Here is a 21,770-nt window from a genome sequence, read left to right as displayed (position 1 = left end):
GTCCACCTCTTGACAGGCAGCGGTGATGCTTGATTACTTGGCTTTGCCGACGCTAACCGAATGTTCGGTCGGTACACAAGGTGGTGGAAAAACGTGACGCAGGCCACTGACGTCGATCCCGGTCCGGTCGAGACGATGTTCGCCGCGGACCTGGCCTCCCGGAATCTCGGCATCGAGCTGACGCACCACGGCCAAGGAACCGCCGAGGTGCGGATGACCGTGACGCCGGCGATGGTCAACGGGCATGGGATCGCCCACGGCGGCTACATCTTCCTGCTCGCCGACACCGCGTTCGCCTGCGCCTGCAACAGCCACGGGCCCGTGACGGTCGCCGCGGCGGCCGACATCGACTTCATCGCCCCGGCCCGCGAGGGCGACGTCCTCGTGGCGACGGCCCGCGAGCGCACCCGGTACGGGCGCAGCGGGATCTATGACGTGAGCGTGCGGCGTATCACCGACGTCCCGCGCGAAGCGCGGTCCGTCGAGGGTGGTGGCGGCAGACGGGCGGGCGAAGAGGTGATCGCGGAGTTCCGCGGGCGCAGCCGCAGCCTACGAAGCGAGAAGACGAAGGAGTCGCAATGAGCAGCGAAGTCACGGCCCCGGCGGATCAGGGGCCCCGGCTGGGGCAGCCCCTCCCGGACGGGCTGCTGGACAGCGGCGAGCGCCTGACCCGCGAGGAGCTCCGCGATGTGCAGCTCAGCCGGCTTCGCGCGACTCTCCGCCACGCCTACGACAACGTCGAGCTGTACCGCAGGAAGTTCGACGCGGCCGGCGTGACGCCCGACGACTGCCGCTCCCTCGAGGACCTGGCCCGATTCCCCTTCACCACCAAGGCCGACCTGCGCGAGACGTACCCCTTCGGGATGTTCGCCGTCCCCATGTCCGAGGTCCGGCGCATCCACGCCTCCAGCGGCACCACCGGCCGCCCCACCGTGGTCGGCTACACCGAGAACGACCTGTCGACCTGGGCCGACCTCATCGCCCGCTCCATCCGCGCCGCGGGCGGCCGGCGCGGCCACAAGGTCCATATCTCCTACGGTTACGGCCTCTTCACCGGCGGCCTCGGCGCGCACTACGGAGCCGAACGCGCCGGATGCACCGTGATCCCCGCCTCCGGCGGCATGACCGCGCGCCAGGTGCAGATCATCCGGGACTTCGAACCCGAGATCATCATGGTCACGCCCTCCTACATGCTGACCCTGCTCGACGAGTTCGAGCGGCAGGGCGTGGACCCGCGCACCAGCTCCCTGAAGGTCGGCATCTTCGGAGCCGAGCCCTGGACGGAGGCGATGCGGCGCGAGATCGAGGAGCGCATGGACATCCACGCCGTCGACATCTACGGCCTCTCGGAGGTCATGGGCCCGGGTGTGGCGCAGGAGTGCGTGGACACCAAGGACGGACTGCACATCTGGGAGGACCACTTCTGTCCCGAGGTCGTGGATCCGATCACCGGTGAGGTGCTGCCCGACGGCGAGAGCGGCGAGCTGGTGTTCACCTCGCTGACGAAGGAAGCCCTGCCGATCATCCGGTACCGCACGCGTGACCTCACCCGCCTGCTGCCCGGCACCGCGCGGCCCGCCTTCCGCCGTATGGAGAAGATCACCGGCCGCAGCGACGACATGATCATCCTGCGGGGGGTGAACGTCTTCCCGAGTCAGATCGAGGAGGTCGTGCTGCGGGTGCCCGGCGTCGCCCCGCACTTCCAGATCCAGTTGACCCAGCGCGGCCGCATGGATCACATGACGGTCCACATCGAGGCCCGCCCCGGCGTCGGCCCGGAGCAGCGCGAGACGGCCGCCAGGATCATCACCAAGGGTGTGAAGGACTCGGTCGGCATCAGCGTCGAGGTGTGCGTGGTCGAACCGGAGACCCTGGAGCGCTCGGTGGGCAAGATCCGCCGGGTCCGGGACCTGCGCAAGGGATGAGCCCCGGCCCCGGCCGGTGCGCGCCGGTCGTGGCGTGACGGTCGGGGCGCCGGCTTCCGGCCGAGACGGGCACCGGCCGGCGTAGCCGTCTCCAGTCCTCCCGCGCACCCCGGCGCGGCTTTGCGGTCGCGAAGTCACCGATGGGGTAGCGGTTCGCCGAGGGCGCGGAGGCGGACACGTTGCCGGACCCAGGCCCGCCCGAGGACCTGGGTCGCCCTGGGGGGTGGGTTCAGTCCTTGTGCTTGCCCAGCTTGTCCACGGCGTCCTGGGCCTTGTCGACGACGGTGTCGATCGTGCTGCTGTGCTTGCCGCCGGTCTTGCCGTCGACGAACTCGCCGACCTTCTCCAGGCCGTCGGAGATCTTGTCGCCGTGGGCTTCGGCGATGCCCTCGACCTTGCCCTTCAGGCTCTTCAGCTGGTCGAACATGCGTGTGCCGCTCCTCTACGGGGCTGTAGTAGTCCGGGCCCTCATGATGTCATGACGCGACGAACGGACGGGCGCGGACCGGTCAGGATGCGCGACTGCGCCCGCTGCGGAAGGATCGGCACGGGGCAAGGGGGAGACGCGCGTCGCGCGTGGCCCCGCGACCGGTGTCTCGGCGTGACCGAGCTGGGGGGCAACGCCCGTCCTGGCGTTCTCAGCGGAGCTCCCATGTTGACGAATCGCATTCTGTACCGTCCCTCCCGTGCCACGGAGCCGGTGGCACCGCACACCGGCGCGGTCACGGGGACCGCCGCCGACTGCGGTCTGCTGCTCGTCAGGCTCACCTTCGGCCTGCTGATGGCCGGGCACGGCGCGCAGAAACTCTTCGGGCTCTTCGGGGGGAGCGGACTGACCGGGACCGGTCAGGGGTTCGCCGCCCTCGGCTACCGCCCGGGAAAGCTGTTCGCCGTGATCGCCGGTCTGTCGGAGTTCCTGGGCGGCCTCGGTCTCGCCCTCGGGCTGCTGACCCCGCTCGCGGCCGCCGCCCTGATCGGCGTCATGATCAACGCGATGGTGACCGTCACCGGCGCCCACGGCCTCTGGGATACGGACGGCGGTGTGGAATACAACGTCGGCATCGCCGTCGTCGCCCTGGGGATCGCCGCGATCGGACCGGGCCGGCTGGCCCTCGACCGGTTCTTCCGATGGGGCTTCGGCGGCTGGCGGGAGGCGGCCGTCGCCCTGGGCCTGGGCGGCGCGGGCGCCGCGCTCGCGCTCGCTCTCTAGTGCCCCGACAGGCAACGTTTTGCATGGTCAGAAGCCGGGGGCGGAGCCGGCGAAGAACCACAAAGCGGCTGTGTACCACATCAGTGCGACAGCGGTGACCAGGATGCCGCCGGCGGCCGGAAGCGCCCAACCGGGCAGTCGGCGGCTGTGCACCACCAGCACCTTGGCGACGAACGCGCCGTACAGGACGCAGCCCGTGATGGAGTGCACCGCCACTCGGCTGCTCGTGAACTTGACTCCGTAGGCGGTGATGCAGTGGTAGGCGATGGGCAGCGAGAGCAGAAAGGCGAGGAGGCCGATGAGCCGGTGTGCGGGGTGCACACGGTGCGGTGCGGCTCCCGCTCCCGGCAGGCGCCGGTACATCCACAGCCCGAGCAGCAGTTGGACGAGCGCGAGTGCCATCAGGGCGCTGCCCAGGCGCGCCTTGAGATCGTAGACACCGACACCGTGCCGCCCGAACAGGCCGCTGGTGTAGTCGGGTGTGTGCGTGCGGCCGAACGCGTACAGCCCCACCGCTACCGCGACCGGCAGCAGAGCAGCCAGCAAGCCCGCCACCGTTCGTGCGGGACGACGCGTCCGCGCGCCCGTCTGCTCGGTCATCAGTCCCCGATCAATCGGGTTCGACCCTGCGGTACGGCGGAAACCGCCGGCACTGTCGCCGCGGCCGTTCCTTTCATGAGCGCTCCATTGGTGTCGGACGGCGCATCCAGGCCGCTTCTCCCAGTTGGCCCCGGTTGCTCGGGTCCTGTCCACTCCAACTGGTCCGCCTGGGCAGTCGCTGCTGCGACCGGTCCACGGCACCGGGCAGAATGGGGGTGATCACCAACCCCCAGGAGACGAACGACCCATGGAATTCCGCGATGACGTGGATCTTGATGCCTCTCAGGTCGATGACCTCGGCAGCAGCGGCGGTGGCATTCCCGGAGGCGGGCTCACCATCGGAGGCGGCGTCATCGGCGTCGTCGTCCTGGTCGCCGCGCTGTTCCTGGGCGTCAACCCGGCGAGTCTCCTGAACGGCGGCGGCTCGAACTCCGCCGCCTCGCAGCCGGGCGAGAACCTGAAGGAGAAGTGCCGCAAGGGCAGCAGCGCCAACGAGTTGGAGAAGTGCCGCGTGGTGGGTGTGGTCAACAGCATCCAGCGCTACTGGCAGGGCGCTCTTCCCGAGCACTTCCAGCAGACGTACAGCAAGGCCGGAACCAAACTGGTCTCCGGCACCTGGAACACGGGGTGCGGCCGGGCCACGTCCGCCATGGGCCCGTTCTACTGCCCGGCCGACCGCGGCGTCTACCTCGACCTCGGTTTCTTCCGTGAGCTGGAGGACCGGTTCGGCGCCAAGGGCGGTCCCTTCGCGCAGGCGTACGTCATCGGCCACGAGTACGGGCACCACGTGCAGAACCTGCTGGGCACCATGAACCGCGCCGGCCGGGACCGCACGGGAGCCGACAGCGGCTCGGTCCGGCTGGAGCTCCAGGCCGACTGCTACGCCGGAGTCTGGGCCAAGAACGCCGTCACCACCGGCTTCTTCGAAAAGCCTTTCACCGACGCCGAGATCCGCGAGGCCCTCGACGCCGCGGAGGCCGTCGGCGACGACCGCATCCAGGAACGCACCCAGGGCCGCGTCGACCCGGAGGGCTGGACCCACGGCAGCTCGCAGCAGCGGGTCCACTGGTTCACCACCGGGTACACCACGGGCTCCCCGGCCCGGTGCGACACCTTCACCGGCGCCATCTGACCATGTGACGAGGGCCCCGGCCGGGTTTCCCGGCCGGGGCCCTCGCCGTGCCTGCAGGCCTGTCGCACGTCCGGGTGCCACCGGCCGTACCTGTCGATGTCACCGGCCGTTCCCACCGTGTTGGCGGCAGGGGCCCAGCATGGGCGCCGCTCGAACACGCTTTGCACGTACCGACGGCAGGAGTTGGGACATGGGCCACGGCCACAGTCACGCCCACGGGCATCACCACCACCACGACCACACGCACGGTGCGGGCGATGGATCCCTGCCGCCGGCGCTCGACCTCGACGTCCCCGACGCCGAATTGACGCCCGACCAGCTCTCCCGCCGGTCCATGCTGCGCCGCACCGGCCTGCTCGGCGCCGGACTGGCGGCGGGCAGCGTGCTCGCCGGCGCCGGACAGGCGGCCGCGTCCCAGTCCCAGGGCGACCAGGGCCAGAACCAGAACCAGCAGTCCTCCCAGCCCGCCCGCTCCGGGGGCTACCTGTGGCTGGCCGGCGACCACCACATCCACACCCAGTACAGCTCCGACGGCAAGTACCGGGTCGTCGACCACGTGCGCCAGGCCAACGCGCACGGCCTGGACTGGATGGTCATCACCGACCACGGCAGCGAGCAGCACGCCAAGATCGGCGTGGAGAAGGTCAACCCGGACATCGTCGCCGCCCGCGGGAAGATCAGCGACACGCTCGTCTTCCAGGGCCTGGAGTGGAACATCCCGGCCGCCGAGCACGGCACCGTCTTCGTCCACCCCGGCAGCAACGAGGTCGCCGTGCTGAAGGAGTTCGAGAACTCCTTCGACGGGGCCGTGAAGAAGGCCACGGCCTCCACCCCCGCCAATGAGGCGCTCGCCATCGCGGGTGTCGACTTCCTCGCCGAGCAGGTCAAGCGCCGCAAGGTCAAGGACGCCCTGTTCCTGGCCAACCACCCCGCCCGCAAGGGCATCGACTCCCCGCACGAGATCCGTGCCTGGCGCGACGCGCAGCCGACGATCGCCGTCGGCATGGAGGGCGCCCCCGGCCACCAGGCCGCCGGCCTGCCCGCGCCGAACGGACCCGGCTCGGGCCGGGGCTACTACGACAACAGCCCCGGCGCCGACTCCTTCTCCGGCTACCCGCTGGAGAGTTACCGCACCTGGGGCGGCTTCGACTGGATGACCGCGACCGTCGGCGGCCTCTGGGACAGCCTGCTGGCCGAGGGCAAGCCGTGGTGGATCACCGCCAACTCCGACTCCCACAGCGTCTACGCCGACTCCTCCGTCCGCGGGCCGGGCAGCGACTTCGACGCCAGGGGCCGCTACGAGGACCCGGTCCACGGCGGCGGACTGAACCTGGGCGACGGCGACTTCTGGCCCGGCCAGTACTCCCGCACCCACGTCGGTGCCGCCTCCTTCTCCTACCAGGCGGTCATGGACGGCATCCGGGCCGGCCGGGTCTGGGTCGACCACGGCGGGCTGATCAGCGGCCTCAACGCCCAGCTGCGCTCCGGCGGCAAGGCCGTCACCCTCGGCGACGCGCTGCACGTGCGCCGTGGCAGCCAGGTCGACCTGGTCGTCGAGATCAGCCTCGCGGGCGGCCCCAACTGGGCGCAGTTCGTGCCGACGCTGGCCCGCGTCGACGTGATCCAGGGTGCCGTCACGGGCCGGGTCTCCGACAAGGACGTGTTCATCACCCCGGACACGAAGGTCGTCAAGTCCTTCGAGGTGAACAAGTCCACCGGCTCGGTGCGGCTGACGTACTCCCTCGGCCGCGTGGACAAGCCGGTGTACGTGCGGCTGCGCGGCACCGACGGGAACCGCTCGGCGGTCGGTCTGCGCGGTGCCGCCGTGGACCCGGCCGGACCGGCGATGGACGTGGTCGGCGACGCCGACCCGTGGAAAGACCTGTGGTTCTACTCCAACCCGATGTGGGTCCTGCCCGCATGACCGGTACACCCGGCGGACCCGGCGCCCCCACCGTGATCGGTGTGGACGCCGGGTCGGCGGACCTGCGCGGCGCCGATCACCTCGCCCACGACCTGGTGGCGCGGCTCGGCCTGCCGGACACCACCGTCGCCTGCACCCACCCGGTCCGAAGCGGCGAGCGACCGCACATCGCCGTCTCCCTGGCACTGCCGGACGCGGACACCGCGGCCTCGGTGTGGCACCGGCTGGTCACCCTCCTCACGGAGGCGGACGAGGGCCGGCCGTCCTCAGGAGCGGCCCTCGGCGCGCTGCGGCACGGTCCGGAGTCGTACGCGGACGGCGCCGCGCTGGCGGCCGCCGAGCAGCACAGCCGCGCGCGGGGACGCGCCGTCGTCTACCCCGGTGCCGGGCGTCTCGTCGGCACGGTCCCGCTGAGCTTCCTCCTTCAGCACACCGCCATCGAACGGGTCACGGTCGTCGGAGCGCCGTCCGGCCCCGGCGGCGGCCCGGCACCGGACACCCCGGTCACGACTCGCGATCATGTCCGCCCCCTGTGGCAGGGCGGACAGCTCGTGCTGCCGCTCGTGCCCGCCGCGGGCGGCCTCCTCGCCTCCTTCGAGGTGCCCGACCCCACGCCCTGCTGCGCCGATCACGGCTGACGGCCGCGCCGGGCCGGCGGCACCCGCCCGGAAGAAGTCCTTCCGCCTCGCGGTCCCAGCAGGTCACAAAGGGTCCGCGGGGCAGTAGGGTCCCGTCCATCGAGCCCCGTGTCGTGGCCGAAGGAGGGGCAACCGTGGATGTCGAGGCGCTTCGATCTTTCCTGGCCGTGGCCAGGCACCGCAGTATCTCCAAGGCCGCCGCCGACTCGTACGTCACGCAGCCGGCGATGAGCCAGCGGCTGCGGCGGCTGGAGGACAGTCTCGGCTTCGCGTTGTTCCAGCGGGGCTGGAAGGGCGCGGTGCTGACCCCGCAGGGCGCGTACTTCCTGCCGTACGCCGCCCAGCTCATGCGGGACCTGTCCAATGCCTCCGCGGTCCTGGGCAAGCAGGACCCGTCCCGGCCGCGGAGCTTCACCGAGGTGGCCGGACATCCGCACAAGGTCGTGTTCGGCGTGGACAACTGGCTGTCGGAGCGGTCCGTGCGGGCCGTGGTGAGCAGCGCGCTGGACGTGTACGGGGCGGACGAGTTCCGGGTGACCAGCCGGCCCGCCACGACGCTGATCGACCTGCTGGAACTGAACCAGCTGGACGCCGGGCTGTTCTACTCCACGGAAGCCGACCACCCCTTCCGCACCGACGTCATCGGCACCGAGGACATGGCGCTCGTCCACCCGCCGGGGACGGTACTGGAGGAGGTCAGCGCCCCGGCCGTGAAGGAGCTGCTGTCCCGCTACCGGTTCGTGCTGTTCGACAATCCGGTGCTGACCCACCACGCGAGGATCACCACCACACTGATCGAGACGTACGAGATCTCCCGCTTCCACGTGGTGGACGACTACCGGACCATGCACGCGCTGATCCGCCTGGGGGAGTGCATCACCGTGGTCCCGGCCGGTGTCGTCGTCGGCGACCGGGGGCAGCGGGCGACGGACCTTCCCTCGTCCCGGCTGCCCGGACTGCTTCCGCAGATCAACATCACGGTGGGGGTCAGTGACGCGGGCCGGGACCACGGGGTGACCGAGGCGTTCGCCGCGTCCGTCGCCCGGTTCCTCGACGAGGACCCGCCCGGCACCCCGGACGCGGGTCCGCCCGGGACGGGGTGACCCGCGCCGACGCGCGGGTCGTCCGCCTCCCGGGCAGGTCCTCAGCGCACGGCGGGGCCGGGCTCCGGCTGCACCTCCGCGGCCGGTGTGACGGCGGTGTCCTCGTGACCGGTGCGGCCGGTCTTCTTCGGCGCCGTCTCCTGGAGGAAGGACGCGGCCACCACGCACATCAGCAGTCCGCCGAGCGCCAGATAGAGGACGGTGTGGATGCCGTGGTGCTGGGCCAGGTATCCGGCGACGGACGGGGCGACGCCGCCACCGAAGATCTCCGCGACACCCATGACGGTGCCGGCCGCGGCGGCCATCAGACCGGCGGGGACGGACTCCACGGTCACGGTTCCGGCGAGCAGGGCCAGACAGCCGTTGGCCCCGAAGGCGACGAAGAACAGCAGCAGGAACAGCAGCGGCACCACCGGTCCCTGGAGGATGAAGCCGATCAGCATGCACATCGCCATCAGCAGCGCCACGACGACCACGGGCTTGCGGCCGAACCTGTCGGACAGCCCCGGAATGACCAGCTGGCCCGCGAAGGCGCCGAACCCGATGCCGGACGCGATGACGCCCATCTGGCTGGTCCCGATGCCCTGGTGGTCGACGAGATAGCTCGGCACCATGGCGCTCAGCACGAAGATGCACGTCATCGCGCCGCACAGGGCGAGGATGGCCAGCCGGATGTTCCGGTAGCGGAAGACGTCCAGCCAGCGGGTCTCTTCCTGGGCGACGGGGGAGACGGCGGATTCGAAGGCCGGCAGCTGATGGGGTTCGCGGATGCTCCGGAAGACGAACCAGGCCAGGACCAGGCCGGGGACCAGCATCAGACCGAAGACCCAGTGCCAGCTCGGCAGGACCCGCAGCAACTGGGTGGCGATGATCGGGCCCAGGCCGACGCCGAACAGGGCGAACGTGCTCTGCTGCATGCCCATGTTCAGCCCGCGGCGCTCGGGCCGTGACGCCTCCGCCGTGGCGGCCACCGCGGTCGGGGTGAACGCGCCCTCGGTGATGCCCATGATGACCCGCACCATCAGAAGGCTGACGAGTCCGCCGACCAGTCCCGTCAGCAGTGAGCAGACCGAGAAGAACACGATCGAGCCGACCAGGATTTTGCGCCGGCCCAGCCGGTCGGAGAGACCGCCCATGAGAAGGGAGGAGCATCCCCAGGCCAGACCGAGGACACCGATGATGTTGCCTAGGTCCTGGTAGTCGAGCCTGAGTTCCTTCATCATCGACGGGAAAAGCGGGCTGATGATCCAGCGGTCCAGACCGACGAGGCCGAATCCCAGGGAGAGCAGCACGACCGCCTGACGTTCGTAGCGGACGTCATATTCTCTGGGTCTCATGCCGCTCTCCCCTCACGGTCCGCGCGGATTTCCGCGACCAGTTCCGCGGTGGTGAGAAGTCGGCCGAAGAACGTGCCGATGGTGTTCTCCGTGGCCGCCTGCGCCTCCTCGCTGCGCGCGCCGGTGGCGTCACCGACGAAGGCCACCTTGAAGTCGCGCATGTACGCGCCGCGCGCGGTGGAGTCGCAGCAGACCTCGGTGAGGGTGCCGATGATGATCACGGTGTCCACCTCGCGCAGCCCGGAGATGCTGGTCAGCACGTTCTCCAGGTGCGTGTTGTGGAACGCGTCGTAGCGGTGCTTCACGACGACGACGTCGTCGGCCTCCGGCTTCAGGTCGTCGACGACCTGCGCGCCGAACGTGCCCTTGCGCATGCCCGCGCTCAGCAGTGCCGTGTTGTAGGTGGATTCGAGCGGAGACACATTGAAGGTGTCCAGCAGAATGTGCTGTGTGTAGACGACCGGAATTCCGGCCGCCCGGCACTCGGTGATGACCTCCTGCATCCGGGGTATCCTCCGGCGTGCCATCGGCACTTCCATGGGATATCCCTCGAGAACAAAGTCGTTCTGCATGTCGATCACGAGCAGAGCCGTCTTCTGCGGGTTCACGCGCCACATCGCGTTCAACGGATGAACTCCTCTTGCGTTTCGAATACGGGAAGGCCGGAGAACATGGCCCGAGGATTGGGCCAGAGCCTAACCGTGAAACGCACCCTGCCAGTCATAGGAATTCTTTATACCGTCGCGAGGCGGCGCCGGGGCCCCGGCGGTCCGGCCGGCCGAGGCCGTGCGGCGTCCGTTGTTGCCCCCGCCGGGCGGGCGTACTTACCAGGCCACCGGCAGCTCCAGGGGGAACCGCCTGATCGTCTGCGTGTCCCAGCGCACCTCCTCCGGCGCCACCGCGAGCCGCAGTTCAGGGAAGCGCTCCATGAGCCGTCCGATGGCCACTTCGAGTTCGGCCATGGCCAACGGCATCGCGATGCACCGGTGCCCGCCCCAGCCGAACGTCATATGAGGGGCGGTCGGCCGGTCCACGTCGATGTCGTGCGGGTCCGTGTAGCGCTCCGGGTCACGATTGGCCGTCAGGTACGACACGTGGACGTAGTCGCCCGCCCGGATCGTCACACCGCCCAGTTCCACGTCCTCCAGAGCCACCCGCGGGATGCCGACCCCCTTGCGGAAGGGGATGTGGCGGAGCAGTTCGTGCAGCACGTCGGTCAGGGCCCCGGGCCGGCTCCTGAGGCGTTCCGCCAGCTCGGGCCGGGTCAGGAGCAGGTACACGATGTCGCTGATCTCGCAGGTCGCCGTGTCCTGGCCGCTGAGCGCCAGCATGAGCGTCATGACCGCCAGTTCCCGGTCGTCGAGCTGCTCCTTGCCGTCCCGCGCCGCGGCCATCGCGCTGATGATGTCGCTGCCCGGCGACTTCCGCCGCTGCGCGACGAGCTCGCCGAAGAAGGCCGTCAGTTCCGTCTTGGCGCTCGCCGCGGCCTCCTTGCTGTCCGGGCCGACGACGAGGAGCTGGTGCACGGCCTTCTGGATCCAGGGCCACTCCTCCCGCTCGATGCCGAGGAGGTCGAGGACGGTGTGCTGGGGAAGCGGGTCGGAGAGGTGCCGGATCAGGTCCGCCGGCGGTCCCGCCTTCTCCATGGTGTCCAGCAGATCGTCCGCGAGCCGGGCGATCCGGGGGCGCATGGCCTCCACCCGCGGCTGCGTGAAGGCCTGTGACGCCAGATGGCGGACGCGGCTGCTGTACGGCGGGTCCATCACGTTGATCGACTCGGGCGACACGATGGGCTCCGGCGTCATCCGGGGGTAGTCGCGGCCGATGATGGCCGCCCGGCTGAACCGCTGGTCGGTGGTCACCTGCTTGACGCCGTCGAAGCCGGTGACCAGCCAGGCCTCCGCCTCGCCGTAGCTCAGCCGGATCCGGGTGGGGGTGTCGCGGCACATCAGGTCTTCGAGGGAGGGGTCGAACTCCAGGGTCTCGCTGAAGTCGAACGGGCAGACGGCCGTCTCGTTGTCCGTGGTCATCAGTCGGTTCCTTCGGGGCAGGGGGTACGACATCGGTGGTGTCCATGGCCCGGCGAAAGGCCACCGGCGAGCCTCGGCACCGCCGGCCGCCCAGTGGGTGACGAGGCGGACCGGCCCTCGCCGGCGATCGACACCGGGCCACCGCGGCGGCCCTTCCGCCGCCGTGCGGTGGGAAGTCGACGGAGGCGGTGGCACCCGGCCCCCGAGGGACGCGCGGCCCCCATGTCGTTCGCCTCCTTGCTGATCGAAACACGCGAGACGGTGACCCGCTCCGTCACATACAGCCAGATGGGTCAACAAGGCCGCGCGCGGCTCCGGCCGCCGGCCGCGGGAGGACCCGTGCGGGCGCACTCTTGACAGTTATCCGTCATGCAGCGTGCAATATATTGCATGCCAGTGCCACAGAGCCGGGGACTCGTCTCCAGGTCGCTCCTCCGGGACAACGCCTACCGGGCCATCCGGGACGCCATCGTCGACGGCACCCTCGCACCGGGGGAGCGCCTCAACGACACCGACCTGGTGGAGTGGCTGGGCGTCAGCCGCACACCGGTGCGGGAGGCCCTGGCACGTCTGGAGCAGGCCGGCCTGGTGCGGACGAAGCCCGGCCGCTACACCATGGTCAGCCCCCTGGACGTGCGCGCCGCCCGCGCGGCCCAGTCGGTGACGGCGGCCATGCACGAACTCGCCGTCCGCGAGGCGATGCCCCACCTGACCGCCGCCGAGCCGGCCGCCATGCGCGAGGCCAACGCGCGCTTCGCCGACGCCCTGCGCCGGGGCGACGTCGACGCGGCGATCGACGCCGACGACGCCTTCCACGACGTCGCCGTCACCGCCTGCGCCAACCCGGCCGTCCGTACCGTACTGGAGCAGTTCACGCCGGTGCTGCGCCGTGTGGAGAGGCTGCGTTTCTCCTCGCTGAGCGGCCGCGGCTCAGTCGCCCAGCACGAACGGATCATCGCGCTGTGCGAGGCCGGGGACGTCGAGGGGGCCGTGGCCGCCACCCGTGCCAACTGGCAGACGCTGCTGCCGCTCCTCGACACCGCGCTCCTCGACACCGACGCCGATACCGAAGCCGACACCGACGAGCGGGACGGCGGACCCGGCCGAGGTGTCACTCGGCGCTGACCCACCAGTCCCCACGCCCCACGCAGGACCCACATCCCCCGGCAGACGATTCCGCGAGGAGCCCCAGATGTCTCTTGAGTCCTTCGAGCGCCACCCCCTGCTGTTCGGCCCCAGCCCCGTCCACCCGCTGGACCGGCTCAGTGACCATCTCGGCGGTGCCCGTATCTGGGCCAAGCGGGAGGACTGCAACAGCGGTCTGGCCTTCGGCGGCAACAAGACCCGGAAGCTGGAGTACCTGGTCCCCGACGCTCTCCACGAGGGCGCCGACACCCTGGTCACCATCGGCGGCGTCCAGTCCAACCACACCCGGCAGGTGGCCGCGGTCGCCGCGAAGGCGGGTCTGAAGGCCGTCCTGGTCCAGGAGAGCTGGGTCGAATGGCCGGACGCGGTCAACGACAAGGTCGGCAACATCCTGCTGTCCCGCGTCATGGGCGCCGACGTGCGTCTGGTCCGGGCGGACTTCGGCATCGGGTTCAAGGACAGCTGGCACCAGGCCCTGGAGGACGTCCGCGCCGCGGGCGGCACGCCGTACGCCATCCCCGCCGGAGCCTCCGACCACCCCCTGGGCGGCCTCGGCTTCGCCAACTGGGCCTACGAGGTCCAGCAGCAGGAACAAGAACTCGGGGTCTTCTTCGACACGATCGTGGTCTGCAGCGTCACCGGCAGCACGCACGCGGGCATGATCGCCGGCTTCGCGGGCCAGGACCGGCCCCGCCGGGTGCTCGGCATCGACGCCTCGGCCAAGATCGACGAGACCCGCGCCCAGGTGGCGAAGATCGCCCGCAACACCGCCGAACTCATCGGTCTGGGCCGGGACTTGCGCGATGACGAGATCACGGTCCTGGAGGGCTGGGCCGGCGACCTCTACGGCGTCCCCGTCCAGTCCACCCTGGACGCCATCCGCCTCACCGGACGCCTCGAAGGCATGATCATCGACCCTGTCTACGAGGGCAAGTCCATGGCCGGCCTCATCGACCTCGTCCGGCGCGGCGACATCCCCAAGGGCTCGAACGTCCTGTACGCCCACCTGGGCGGCCAGCCCGCCCTCAACGCCTACAGCGGCGTCTTCCACTGACCGCACTGCAGGCCGGGCACAGGACCTGGGCGTTCCGCCCGTAGCGGTGGGTCAGTCCGTGGCAGCGGGGGCAGTAGCCGACCTCTTCGGGCAGGCAGCCGAGCAGGACCGCCGCGGCGGTCCGGTCCGTCGAGGGGGCGATGCGCCGGGGCACCTCGTCCATGTTCCGAAGGTACGTCCGGCGCCCGGTCCCGGCCGCTCGGCGGGCGGGCGCCGGGATCGCCGCCGCGGGGGCCTTACGGCTCCCGCGCGGTCGTCGCCGTACCCGCCGCAGCGAGCGTGCCGTCCGGCTCCGAGGTGATGGCCACGCCCGTGCTGATCCGGGCGAGTGTCGCCCGCAGCCATGCGCGCTCCTCCCCGGTGGCGGGCTCCAGCCGCATCCGCCGGGCCCGCAGCGCCACCATGCGCAGCTCCGCGAGCCGTCCCGTCTCCACCGTGAGCGAGGGGAAGTAGGCGATCCGCAGGTCGTCGCGGTAACCCTCGTAGCCGGAGATGCCCTCGTAGTCGTCGATGAAGTCGCCGCAGCCGTACAGGATCAGCCGGCCGCGGTACACCTCAACGGGGCGCGGGTGGTGCGAGGAGTGCCCGTGGACGACGTCGACGCCGCCGTCGACCAGCGCGTGGGCGAAGCGGATCTGCTCCCGGGGGACGTGGTAGCCCCAGTTGGACCCCCAGTGCACGGAGACGACCACGATGTCGCCCGGGGACCGCGCCCGCCGTACGCGTGCGACGACCGCCGCGGCCGCCTCCGCCGTCGCCGCGGGAACGTACGCGACACCGGCGCGGTCCGCCGTCGCCGCCCAGCTCCGCGGTATGCCGCTGGACGTCGTCCCCAGGGAGAACACCAGCACCCGCACGCCGTCCGCCACCGGGTGCGCCGCGGGCGCGAACGCCTCCTCCGCGTTACGGCCTGCGCCCGCCACCGGCAGTCCCGCACCCGCCAGGGAGTCCAGTGTCTCCAGCAGCCCCGCACGGCCGAAGTCCAGCGTGTGGTTGTTGGCCAGGACGCAGACGCCGGGCCGGGCCACTTCCAGGGCGGCCAGGTTGCCCGGGTCCATCCGGTAGTGGACCTCCTTCTCCGGCGCGAACGCGCCGCTGCGTGTCACGGACGTCTCCAGATTGACGATCCGTACGTCCGGGGCGGCGGCCGCCAGCGCGGGCAGCGCCTCGCCCCACGGCCACCGCGGTGGGACCGGGGCGGGGATCGGGCCGTTCGCCGTCTCCGCCAGCTCGACGTACGACCGGGCGTCGCGCACCCAGGCCTCCCGCAGGACCGGATCGCCGGGGCACGGGAGGATCTGGTCGACGCCGCGGCCGAGCATCACGTCGCCGCACAGGAACAGCGTCACCACGCCGTCGCGCATACCCCCACCGTAGTGACCGGGAGGAGTACTGAGGTGGGCGGGGCGCGCCGTGTTCCTCCGGCCGAGAGGTCAGGCGTGGTCGACGAGCTGGGCGACTCCCTGCCGGCGCGCGCAGTTGGCGCAGCAGAAGAAGCGCCCGTCGGCCTGAAGACCGTGGCCGAGGATGCGGCAGTCGCAGTTGCCGCACGTCGGCGCGATCCGCTGGGCCGCGCACTCCAGGCTGTCGAAGATGTGGACCGCGTCGCCCGCGCGTACCTCGAACGACATCTCGTAGTCGTTGTTGCAGACCTCGCACACTGCCATGAGCCTTCACTCCTCGCTGTGCCGGACGGACCGGTGCCCCGGCGTCGGAACGGGTCGCGCGTCCCGAGGACCGGGTCGCGCATCCCGAGCCGTATTCCACCAACGGCACCGGGCGGACCGGCCGCCGCGGCACAACCACTCCGACGGACCCCACGCCCCGCGACGTGGGGCTTTCGCGCGTGTCAGCGGCCCGCCCTGCGCCGGGCGACCTCGGCGAGCGTGGCCCAGTCGCGCTCCGACCAGCCGGCCGCGACGGCTTCGAGCAGGGCGTCCCGCACCAGGCTGCCGGTGGGCAGGGCCAGGTCGCGCCGCTGCGCCGCCGACAGGGCGAGGCCCACGTCCTTCAGCCCGAGCCGCGCGGTGAACCCGGGCGGCTCGTAACGCTGTTCGGCCATGAGCCCGCCGTACGTGCCGTAGACCGGGCCGGGGAACAGCGTGCCGCCGATCAGCTCGACGAACGCGGCGGCGTCGACGCCGTACGACTCCACCAGCGACGTCGCCTCCGCGGTGGCCTCGACCGCGGCGGCCAGCAGGAAGTTGACCGTGATCTTGACGACGTTGGCGCGTGCCGGATCGGTCCCGAGTTCCCAGATCCGCGCGGCCAGCGGTTCGAGTACGGGCCGTGCCAGGTCCAGTGCCTCCGGGGCACCGGCGGCCAGGACGTTGAGCCTTCCGGCCGCCGCCACGTCGGTCCGGCCGAGGACCGGCGCCGCCACGTACCCGATGCCCCGTTGCGTGTGCCGCTGCTCCGCCTCGGCGGCGAAGCCCGCCGACACCGTCGCGAGGTTCACGTGCACGCGGCACTCGGCGTCGTCCAGCACCCCGCTGTCCAGGATGAGCGACCGGACGGCGGCGTCGTCGGACAGCACGCTCATCACGACGGGGAGCCGGAACACCTCCGCGAGGTCCGCCGCGGCCTCCGCCCCGTCCCCGCACAGCTCCTCGACCGCCGGCCGCGACCTGTTCCACACCACCACGCGGTGGCCGGCGGCCAGCAGCCTGCGCGCCATCGGCCGGCCCATCGTGCCGAGCCCGACGAACCCGATCCCATCCATCCCTGTTGCTCCCATCCCGTTGCCCCGGTCGCTCCGTTCGGCCCCTCGGCCGTACCGCGTCGCGGTCATCCTGCTCCCGACGCGTCCGGCAGCCCGTCATGACCGCCCGCGCGCCCCGGACCCGACTCCTTCACTCACCGAACGGCGCAGCGGGCCCGTTGCCGTCGCCCGCCGAACGCCGTCGTCATCCGCTCGTCCGGCTCGTGTAGTCGAGCGCGAACCGGTCCTCGCAGATGTCGTCGAGGACGTGCATGAACCGCTCGTGGGCCGGGTGGGCCCAGTAGCGTTCGAAGGCCTCCCGGTCGGTGAACCGGCCCAGGCAGCCGTGGGTGAGGCCGCGGTCGAGGCCGGACGGATTGGTGTTGTCGCCCCAGGTCAGATCCGTCATCCCGGGGACTTCGCCGGCCAGTCCTTCGCTCAGTTCGGTGAGCGCGCCGGCCAGCTCCCGCTCCCGGCCGGGCCGGGGCCGGAAGACCACGTAGTGCTCCAGCACGGTCAGCTCCTCGCCGTGTCGCCGGCCGGGGCCCGGTCGCCGGAGTCGACGGCGAAGCCGAAGCCGTTCCAGTAGCGGGTGCCGGCCACCAGAAGCTCGTCGGCCGGGAAGCGGGTGATCACCCGGGCACCGTCCCCGGTCACCACCACCTCCTCCTCGATACGTGCCGCGGACGAGCCGTCCTTGGTGGGCCAGTAGGTCTCCAGCGCGAAGACCATGCCCTCCTCGATCGGCACCGGGTGCTCCAGCGAGTGGTAGCGGCTGATCAGCGGCTGCTCCCACACCGACAGCCCGACCCCGTGGCAGTACTGCAGGCCGAACGCCTCCTCCTCGCTCGCGTACCCGAGATCGGCGGCGCTGGGCAGGGCCAGGGCCACGTCGCGGGTGGTCGCGCCGGGGCGTACCGCGGCGATGGCCTGGTCGATCGCGTCGCGGGCCCGCTGGTAGGCGTCGCGCTGGGCGGCGTTGGAACTGCCGATGTTGAGGGTGCGGTAGTAGCAGGTCCGGTAGCCGTTGAAGGAGTGGATGATGTCGAAGTAGGCGGTGTCGCCGGGACGGGTCATGCGGTCGCTGAACACATGGGGGTGCGGGCTGCACCGCTCACCGGAGATCGCGTTGACCGCCTCGACCTCCTCCGAGCCGTTCTCGTACAGGACCCGGTTGACCAGGGCCACGGCCTCGTTCTCGCGCATGCCGACGTGCAGGGTGCGGTAGAGCTCGTCGTAGGCCGCGTCGACCATGCCGGCCGCGTGGTCGAGCAGCGCGATCTCGTCGACGGTCTTGATCCTGCGGGCCTGCTGCATGAGTTCCTGCCCGTTGACGATGTGCAGGCCCTCGCCCTCCAGGGCCCGCAGCACCGGGATCTCGACAACGTCGACGCCGACCGGCTCGCGGTGCAGTCCACGCTCCCGCAGGTGCCCGGCGATCCGCCGGGCGTTGCCGGCCTCCACGCCGACGTTCTCGGGGATGGAACCGCGCCAGCTGGAGATGCCGGCCTGCCAGCTGGACTCGGGCAGCCAGCTCGCGTGCGTCCTGTGCTGCCGCGCCGCCGAGCCGATGTCCCACAGGATCGGGTCCTCGCCCCGCATGAGCAGCACGCAGCGGAACAGCTTGTCCCGGGCCCAGTTCCCGATGTGGGTGGCGGTGGTGTAGCGGATGTTGTTCTGGTCGAACAGGATGAGCGCCCCCAGGTCGGAGGCCTCAAGCGCGGCGCGGGCCCGGGCCAGACGTTCGGTGCGCAGCCGCTTGAAGTCGACGCGCTCCTCCCAGTCGACGCCGAGGGTCGCGCCGGGCGAGGCGATGCCATGCAGTGCCATGTCGCTCTCTTTCTACGGTGGTTGGAGGGAACTGCCGTTCACACGGGGGCGTACTCGCCGGTCTCCGGCTCGGGCACGGCGACCTCGGGGGCCGGCCCCTCGCGGCCGGTCAGCTCCCAGGCGGCCTTGACGATCTCCCGCACGGACAGGCCGTACTTCTCGAACAGGTAGGGGCCGGTCCTGGACCCCTCGGCGAAGGTGTCGCGCAGGCCGATGCGGCGCAGCGGCACGCCCGCTCCGGCCTCGGCGAGGACCTCGGCCACACTCGACCCGAGTCCGCCGACGACACTGTGGTTCTCCACCGTCACCACGCCGCGGGCACCTCGTACGGCGGTGAGGACGGCGCCGTGGTCGAGGGGTTTGATCGTCGGCAGGCTGGTGACACCGGCGTCGACGCCGTGGGCGCGCAGCCCGGCCGCTGCCCGCAGCGTGGCGGGCAGCATCATGCCGCTGGTGAGCAGGGCGACCTCGCCGCCGGGCAGGAGCTGCCGGCCCGCCCCGACGCGGAACTCGTGGTCGTCGTCGAACACCACCGGGATCTCACCGCGCTTGAGGCGCAGATAGACCGGGCCGGGAAGATCGGCGAGCCGCGGCACCGCCTGCCGGATCTCCACCGCGTCGGCGACGTCGATCACGGTCATGTTCGGCAGTGCCCGCATGATCGCGACGTCCTCGATCGCCTGGTGGCTGGGCCCGCCCGGGGTGGAGATCCCGGGCATGAAGCCGATGATCCGGACCGGCAGGTTGGGACAGGCGATCGCGTTGACGATCTGGTCGTAGGGCCGTCGGGTGGCGAACACGCCGAAGGTGTGCACCCAGGGCTGAAGCCCCTCGCGGGCGAGGGCTCCGGCCATCGACATCATGTTGGCCTCGGCCATGCCCGCGTGGACGAACCGCTCCGGGAAGACGTCCTGGAACAGGTCGACCTCGCACTGCCGGGTCAGGTCGCCCGAGAGGCACACGATGTCCTCGCGGGTGCGTGCCAGTTCCACGAGCGCGCGGCCGTAGGGCTTCAGCTCGGTCCGGTAGGGGGCCTCACGCATCGCCGTCCTCCAACTCCGCCAGGGCGCGGGCGGCGAGCTCGGCCGGCAGCTTGATGAAATGCCCGTCCGCGTCCTCGGGCAGACAGGCGAGCCCGTGCACCGTGGACGTCCGCGCCACCACCACGCCCGGACGCTCGTCCTCGATCGCGCGCCCCAGGGCGGCCCGGAGCGCCGCGGTGTCGTGGCCGTCGACCTCCTCGGCGTACCAGCCGAACGACGCCCACTTGTCCACCAGCGGGTCGATCGTGGTGATCGAGCTGACCGGGCCGTCGACCTGCGAGTCGTTCGCGTCGAGCAGGACCACCACGTCGCGCAGCCGGTGGTGGGCCGCGAACAGCGCCGCTTCCCAGGTCTGCCCCTCCTGCATCTCCCCGTCGCTGACCAGGACGAAGGTGCGCCGGGAGCCCTCCAGACCGCGCAGCCGGTCCGCGAGCGCGAACCCGGCCGCGCCGGACAGGCCCTGGGCGAGCGAACCGCAGGTGAGGTCGACGGCGGGACTGGTCTCGGTGCCGATCGCCTCCAGGTCGGCACCGTCCTGCCCGTACTCGCCGAGCTGCGCGTCGGTGAGTTCGCCCGCCTCGCGGGCCACGGCGTACGCGGCGATGACGTAGTGCCCGGGGGAGCAGACGAAGCGGTCGACGCCCTGCCGGAACCAGTGGGTGTGCAGCACGGCCAGCTGCTCGGCCGACGACAGGGCCTGGCCGAGGTAGCCGAACCCGTGCGGGGTCACCATCCGCACCGCGTGCAGCCGGATCCGGCGGGCGAGGTCGACGGCGGCGTCGGTGCCGAAGGCCGTGCCCGTGTCGAGGGCGCTCACGCGTCGGCCTCCTTCGGTCCCAGCATGGCGACGAAGTGGGCCATTGCGGAGTCGAGGTCCGCGGCGTAACCCGCGTTGACGCTCAGCTCGGCCAGGGCGCGGCGTCCCGTCGCGGCCGTCGCGCCGGACCGGGCCGCGGCCTCGGCCAGCTCCTGGACGTGCCGGTCGACCTCGGCGGACGGTGCGGTACCGGCCAGCACGCCGAGGGCCGCAAGACGCGCGGCGGTGAACGTACGGCCGGTGACCAGGTTGTACGTCGCGAGCTTCGCCGGCAGCAGGTGCCGCACGGGAACCTGGGCGATCATCGGCCAGCCGCCGCCGGCCACCTCGACCGTGCCCAGCTCCGCGTCGTCGGCCGCGACGCAGGCGTCGGCGAGCAGCGCGATCGAGAAGCCCGACGCCAGCGCGTCGCCCCGCACCGCGGCGAGCACCGGTTTGCGCAGCAGCGGTACGAGCCCCAGCAGCTCGATCACCTCGGCGGCGAACTCCCGGGCGGTCCCGGTCGCCTTCAGTTTCGCCAGGTCGGCGCCGCCGCAGAACGTCCGCGCTGACCCCGCCAGCACGATCACCGAGGACGCGCTGTCCTCGTCGGCCTCGCGCAGCGCGCGGACGAGAGCGCGGGTGACCTCCAGGTCGAGCAGGTTGCGTGCGCCGTTGTCCCATTCGATCCAGGTGGCGGGTCCGCGCCTCGTGGCGCTCACGGGGGCCGTCCCGGCAACTGACCGGTTCATCGTTCCTCACTCCTCACGTCGGTCGTCAGCGGGCGGAACGAGCCGAGTCCGCCCTGGAAGAACAGCAGGGGCCGCCGCACCGGCTCGGCGCTCAGCGCCCGCACCCGGCCCACCACGAGGTGGTGGTCGCCGGTGTCGGTGATCTGCTCGATGTCGCAGTCGATCCAGGCGAGGGCGTCGTCGAGGACCGGCGCGCCCGAGGGGGCCTCCCGCCAGGCGAGGGACTGGAAGCGCCGGCCGGCGGGTCCGGCGAAGCGTGCGCAGAGCTCGTGGTGCTGTTCCGCGACGACGTTCACGCAGAAGCTGCCGAAGTCGCGGATCGCCGGGAAGGTGCCGGAGGTCCTGGCCGGGAAGAAGCCGACGAGCGCCGGGTCGAGTGAGATGGAGGTGAAGCTCCCGATCGTCATGCCGACCGGGTCGCCCTGCGGGGTACGGGCCGTCACCACGGTGACGCCCGTGGGGTAGTGGCCGAGGACGTGGCGGAACCGCTCGGGCGTCACGGCGGTGGCCTCGCGGGGGGAAAGGGTCGCGGTCATGGAATCGCTCCGA

At 71.3% G+C, this 21,770-nt stretch carries 24 protein-coding genes; 9 read left to right on the top strand and 15 right to left on the bottom strand.

Features of this window, described 5'->3' with window-relative positions; all coding sequences use genetic code 11:
* Positions 1-93: 93 nt before the first annotated feature.
* Both paaI and paaK read left to right on the top strand, forming a co-directional pair.
* Positions 94-582, top strand: a complete 489-nt coding sequence (gene paaI, locus CG719_RS13615; protein WP_199836630.1) for a hydroxyphenylacetyl-CoA thioesterase PaaI — start codon at positions 94-96, stop codon at positions 580-582.
* On the top strand, positions 579-1,925 hold the full coding sequence (gene paaK / locus CG719_RS13610; RefSeq protein WP_100568847.1) for a phenylacetate--CoA ligase PaaK: 1,347 nt from the start codon (positions 579-581) through the stop codon (positions 1,923-1,925). Before paaI ends, paaK begins: the two co-directional genes overlap by 4 nt.
* 229 nt (positions 1,926-2,154) lie before the next feature.
* On the opposite strand, the gene CG719_RS13605 is transcribed toward paaK, so the two are convergent.
* Positions 2,155-2,352 (bottom strand): antitoxin, encoded by a 198-nt coding sequence (locus tag CG719_RS13605; protein WP_100568846.1) that lies wholly within the window; start codon positions 2,350-2,352, stop codon positions 2,155-2,157.
* A 225-nt stretch (positions 2,353-2,577) separates the two neighbouring features.
* Here CG719_RS13605 and CG719_RS13600 point away from each other — a divergent pair, with 225 nt between their 5' ends.
* The gene (locus CG719_RS13600; RefSeq protein WP_100568845.1) at positions 2,578-3,135 is read left to right on the top strand and encodes a DoxX family protein; all 558 of its coding nucleotides are present in this window, start codon (positions 2,578-2,580) and stop codon (positions 3,133-3,135) included.
* 27 nt (positions 3,136-3,162) lie between these two features.
* On the opposite strand, the gene CG719_RS13595 is transcribed toward CG719_RS13600, so the two are convergent.
* A complete protein-coding gene (locus CG719_RS13595; RefSeq protein WP_199836629.1) occupies positions 3,163-3,735 on the bottom strand; it encodes a DUF6529 family protein in 573 nt (190 codons plus the stop codon).
* Positions 3,736-3,982: 247 nt separating this feature from the next.
* Here CG719_RS13595 and ypfJ point away from each other — a divergent pair, with 247 nt between their 5' ends.
* The 4 genes from ypfJ (at position 3,983) to CG719_RS13575 (ending at position 8,532) form a co-directional block, all read left to right on the top strand.
* A complete protein-coding gene (gene ypfJ / locus CG719_RS13590) occupies positions 3,983-4,867 on the top strand; it encodes a KPN_02809 family neutral zinc metallopeptidase (protein WP_100568843.1) in 885 nt (294 codons plus the stop codon).
* 190 nt (positions 4,868-5,057) lie between these two features.
* Entirely contained in the window at positions 5,058-6,791 is a 1,734-nt protein-coding gene (locus CG719_RS13585; protein WP_100568842.1) for a PHP domain-containing protein, read from the top strand.
* Positions 6,788-7,429 carry a hypothetical protein gene (locus tag CG719_RS13580; RefSeq protein WP_100568841.1) on the top strand — a complete coding sequence of 214 codons (642 nt, stop codon included), beginning with the start codon at positions 6,788-6,790 and terminating at the stop codon, positions 7,427-7,429. Before CG719_RS13585 ends, CG719_RS13580 begins: the two co-directional genes overlap by 4 nt.
* Before the next feature lie 134 nt (positions 7,430-7,563).
* The gene (locus tag CG719_RS13575) at positions 7,564-8,532 is read left to right on the top strand and encodes a LysR family transcriptional regulator (RefSeq protein WP_159024874.1); all 969 of its coding nucleotides are present in this window, start codon (positions 7,564-7,566) and stop codon (positions 8,530-8,532) included.
* Between the two features lie 41 nt (positions 8,533-8,573).
* On the opposite strand, the gene CG719_RS13570 is transcribed toward CG719_RS13575, so the two are convergent.
* From CG719_RS13570 to CG719_RS13560, 3 genes are all read right to left on the bottom strand, one after another.
* Positions 8,574-9,869 (bottom strand): MFS transporter, encoded by a 1,296-nt coding sequence (locus CG719_RS13570; protein WP_100568839.1) that lies wholly within the window; start codon positions 9,867-9,869, stop codon positions 8,574-8,576.
* Positions 9,866-10,486 carry an isochorismatase family protein gene (locus tag CG719_RS13565; RefSeq protein ID WP_100568838.1) on the bottom strand — a complete coding sequence of 207 codons (621 nt, stop codon included), beginning with the start codon at positions 10,484-10,486 and terminating at the stop codon, positions 9,866-9,868. The genes CG719_RS13570 and CG719_RS13565 overlap by 4 nt, the downstream gene beginning before the upstream one ends.
* Positions 10,487-10,693: 207 nt before the next feature.
* A complete protein-coding gene (locus tag CG719_RS13560; protein WP_100568837.1) occupies positions 10,694-11,899 on the bottom strand; it encodes a cytochrome P450 in 1,206 nt (401 codons plus the stop codon).
* Positions 11,900-12,289: 390 nt separating this feature from the next.
* Here CG719_RS13560 and CG719_RS13555 point away from each other — a divergent pair, with 390 nt between their 5' ends.
* Both CG719_RS13555 and CG719_RS13550 read left to right on the top strand, forming a co-directional pair.
* Positions 12,290-13,024, top strand: coding sequence for a GntR family transcriptional regulator (locus CG719_RS13555; protein ID WP_100568836.1), 735 nt, complete (start codon positions 12,290-12,292; stop codon positions 13,022-13,024).
* Between the two features lie 67 nt (positions 13,025-13,091).
* On the top strand, positions 13,092-14,099 hold the full coding sequence (locus CG719_RS13550) for a 1-aminocyclopropane-1-carboxylate deaminase (RefSeq protein WP_100568835.1): 1,008 nt from the start codon (positions 13,092-13,094) through the stop codon (positions 14,097-14,099).
* On the opposite strand, the gene CG719_RS13545 is transcribed toward CG719_RS13550, so the two are convergent.
* From CG719_RS13545 to CG719_RS13500, 10 genes are all read right to left on the bottom strand, one after another.
* Positions 14,071-14,262: a hypothetical protein gene (locus CG719_RS13545; protein WP_100568834.1), complete on the bottom strand. Its 192-nt coding sequence runs from the start codon at positions 14,260-14,262 to the stop codon at positions 14,071-14,073. The genes CG719_RS13550 and CG719_RS13545 overlap by 29 nt on opposite strands.
* A 73-nt stretch (positions 14,263-14,335) precedes the next feature.
* Positions 14,336-15,463, bottom strand: coding sequence for a CapA family protein (locus CG719_RS13540; protein ID WP_100568833.1), 1,128 nt, complete (start codon positions 15,461-15,463; stop codon positions 14,336-14,338).
* Between the two features lie 69 nt (positions 15,464-15,532).
* On the bottom strand, positions 15,533-15,766 hold the full coding sequence (locus CG719_RS13535; RefSeq protein ID WP_100568832.1) for a hypothetical protein: 234 nt from the start codon (positions 15,764-15,766) through the stop codon (positions 15,533-15,535).
* Between the two features lie 182 nt (positions 15,767-15,948).
* Positions 15,949-16,821, bottom strand: coding sequence for an NAD(P)-dependent oxidoreductase (locus CG719_RS13530; RefSeq protein ID WP_100568831.1), 873 nt, complete (start codon positions 16,819-16,821; stop codon positions 15,949-15,951).
* Between the two features lie 184 nt (positions 16,822-17,005).
* On the bottom strand, positions 17,006-17,314 hold the full coding sequence (locus CG719_RS13525; RefSeq protein WP_100568830.1) for a Dabb family protein: 309 nt from the start codon (positions 17,312-17,314) through the stop codon (positions 17,006-17,008).
* A gap of 2 nt (positions 17,315-17,316) precedes the next feature.
* Positions 17,317-18,630: a M24 family metallopeptidase gene (locus tag CG719_RS13520; RefSeq protein ID WP_100568829.1), complete on the bottom strand. Its 1,314-nt coding sequence runs from the start codon at positions 18,628-18,630 to the stop codon at positions 17,317-17,319.
* A 38-nt stretch (positions 18,631-18,668) separates the two neighbouring features.
* Positions 18,669-19,673, bottom strand: a complete 1,005-nt coding sequence (locus tag CG719_RS13515; protein WP_100568828.1) for a transketolase family protein — start codon at positions 19,671-19,673, stop codon at positions 18,669-18,671.
* Positions 19,666-20,490 (bottom strand): 1-deoxy-D-xylulose-5-phosphate synthase N-terminal domain-containing protein, encoded by an 825-nt coding sequence (locus CG719_RS13510; RefSeq protein ID WP_199836628.1) that lies wholly within the window; start codon positions 20,488-20,490, stop codon positions 19,666-19,668. The genes CG719_RS13515 and CG719_RS13510 overlap by 8 nt, the downstream gene beginning before the upstream one ends.
* Positions 20,487-21,221: an enoyl-CoA hydratase/isomerase family protein gene (locus CG719_RS13505; protein WP_100568827.1), complete on the bottom strand. Its 735-nt coding sequence runs from the start codon at positions 21,219-21,221 to the stop codon at positions 20,487-20,489. The genes CG719_RS13510 and CG719_RS13505 overlap by 4 nt, the downstream gene beginning before the upstream one ends.
* Positions 21,218-21,757: a flavin reductase family protein gene (locus tag CG719_RS13500; protein ID WP_100568826.1), complete on the bottom strand. Its 540-nt coding sequence runs from the start codon at positions 21,755-21,757 to the stop codon at positions 21,218-21,220. Before CG719_RS13500 ends, CG719_RS13505 begins: the two co-directional genes overlap by 4 nt.
* Positions 21,758-21,770 lie beyond the last annotated feature (13 nt).

Source organism: Streptomyces sp. CB01373 (genome assembly GCF_002803075.1).
Taxonomy (GTDB): domain Bacteria; phylum Actinomycetota; class Actinomycetes; order Streptomycetales; family Streptomycetaceae; genus Streptomyces.
The sequence above is the reverse complement of the archived record's forward strand: the minus strand, read 5'-3'. Positions and strand labels throughout refer to the sequence as shown.

Coding starts and splice junctions, on each gene's coding strand:
- CG719_RS13535 (WP_100568832.1), bottom strand. CDS start 15,766: ATGGCAGTGTGCGAGGTCTGCAACAACGACTACGAGATGTCGTTCGAG.
- CG719_RS13585 (WP_100568842.1), top strand. CDS start 5,058: ATGGGCCACGGCCACAGTCACGCCCACGGGCATCACCACCACCACGAC.
- CG719_RS13600 (WP_100568845.1), top strand. CDS start 2,578: ATGTTGACGAATCGCATTCTGTACCGTCCCTCCCGTGCCACGGAGCCG.
- CG719_RS13520 (WP_100568829.1), bottom strand. CDS start 18,630: ATGGCACTGCATGGCATCGCCTCGCCCGGCGCGACCCTCGGCGTCGAC.
- CG719_RS13565 (WP_100568838.1), bottom strand. CDS start 10,486: ATGTGGCGCGTGAACCCGCAGAAGACGGCTCTGCTCGTGATCGACATG.
- CG719_RS13570 (WP_100568839.1), bottom strand. CDS start 9,869: ATGAGACCCAGAGAATATGACGTCCGCTACGAACGTCAGGCGGTCGTG.
- CG719_RS13605 (WP_100568846.1), bottom strand. CDS start 2,352: ATGTTCGACCAGCTGAAGAGCCTGAAGGGCAAGGTCGAGGGCATCGCC.
- paaK (WP_100568847.1), top strand. CDS start 579: ATGAGCAGCGAAGTCACGGCCCCGGCGGATCAGGGGCCCCGGCTGGGG.
- CG719_RS13530 (WP_100568831.1), bottom strand. CDS start 16,821: ATGGATGGGATCGGGTTCGTCGGGCTCGGCACGATGGGCCGGCCGATG.
- CG719_RS13580 (WP_100568841.1), top strand. CDS start 6,788: ATGACCGGTACACCCGGCGGACCCGGCGCCCCCACCGTGATCGGTGTG.
- CG719_RS13595 (WP_199836629.1), bottom strand. CDS start 3,735: ATGACCGAGCAGACGGGCGCGCGGACGCGTCGTCCCGCACGAACGGTG.
- CG719_RS13515 (WP_100568828.1), bottom strand. CDS start 19,673: ATGCGTGAGGCCCCCTACCGGACCGAGCTGAAGCCCTACGGCCGCGCG.
- CG719_RS13555 (WP_100568836.1), top strand. CDS start 12,290: ATGCCAGTGCCACAGAGCCGGGGACTCGTCTCCAGGTCGCTCCTCCGG.
- CG719_RS13505 (WP_100568827.1), bottom strand. CDS start 21,221: ATGAACCGGTCAGTTGCCGGGACGGCCCCCGTGAGCGCCACGAGGCGC.
- CG719_RS13540 (WP_100568833.1), bottom strand. CDS start 15,463: ATGCGCGACGGCGTGGTGACGCTGTTCCTGTGCGGCGACGTGATGCTC.
- CG719_RS13545 (WP_100568834.1), bottom strand. CDS start 14,262: ATGGACGAGGTGCCCCGGCGCATCGCCCCCTCGACGGACCGGACCGCC.
- CG719_RS13500 (WP_100568826.1), bottom strand. CDS start 21,757: ATGACCGCGACCCTTTCCCCCCGCGAGGCCACCGCCGTGACGCCCGAG.
- CG719_RS13560 (WP_100568837.1), bottom strand. CDS start 11,899: ATGACCACGGACAACGAGACGGCCGTCTGCCCGTTCGACTTCAGCGAG.
- ypfJ (WP_100568843.1), top strand. CDS start 3,983: ATGGAATTCCGCGATGACGTGGATCTTGATGCCTCTCAGGTCGATGAC.
- CG719_RS13550 (WP_100568835.1), top strand. CDS start 13,092: ATGTCTCTTGAGTCCTTCGAGCGCCACCCCCTGCTGTTCGGCCCCAGC.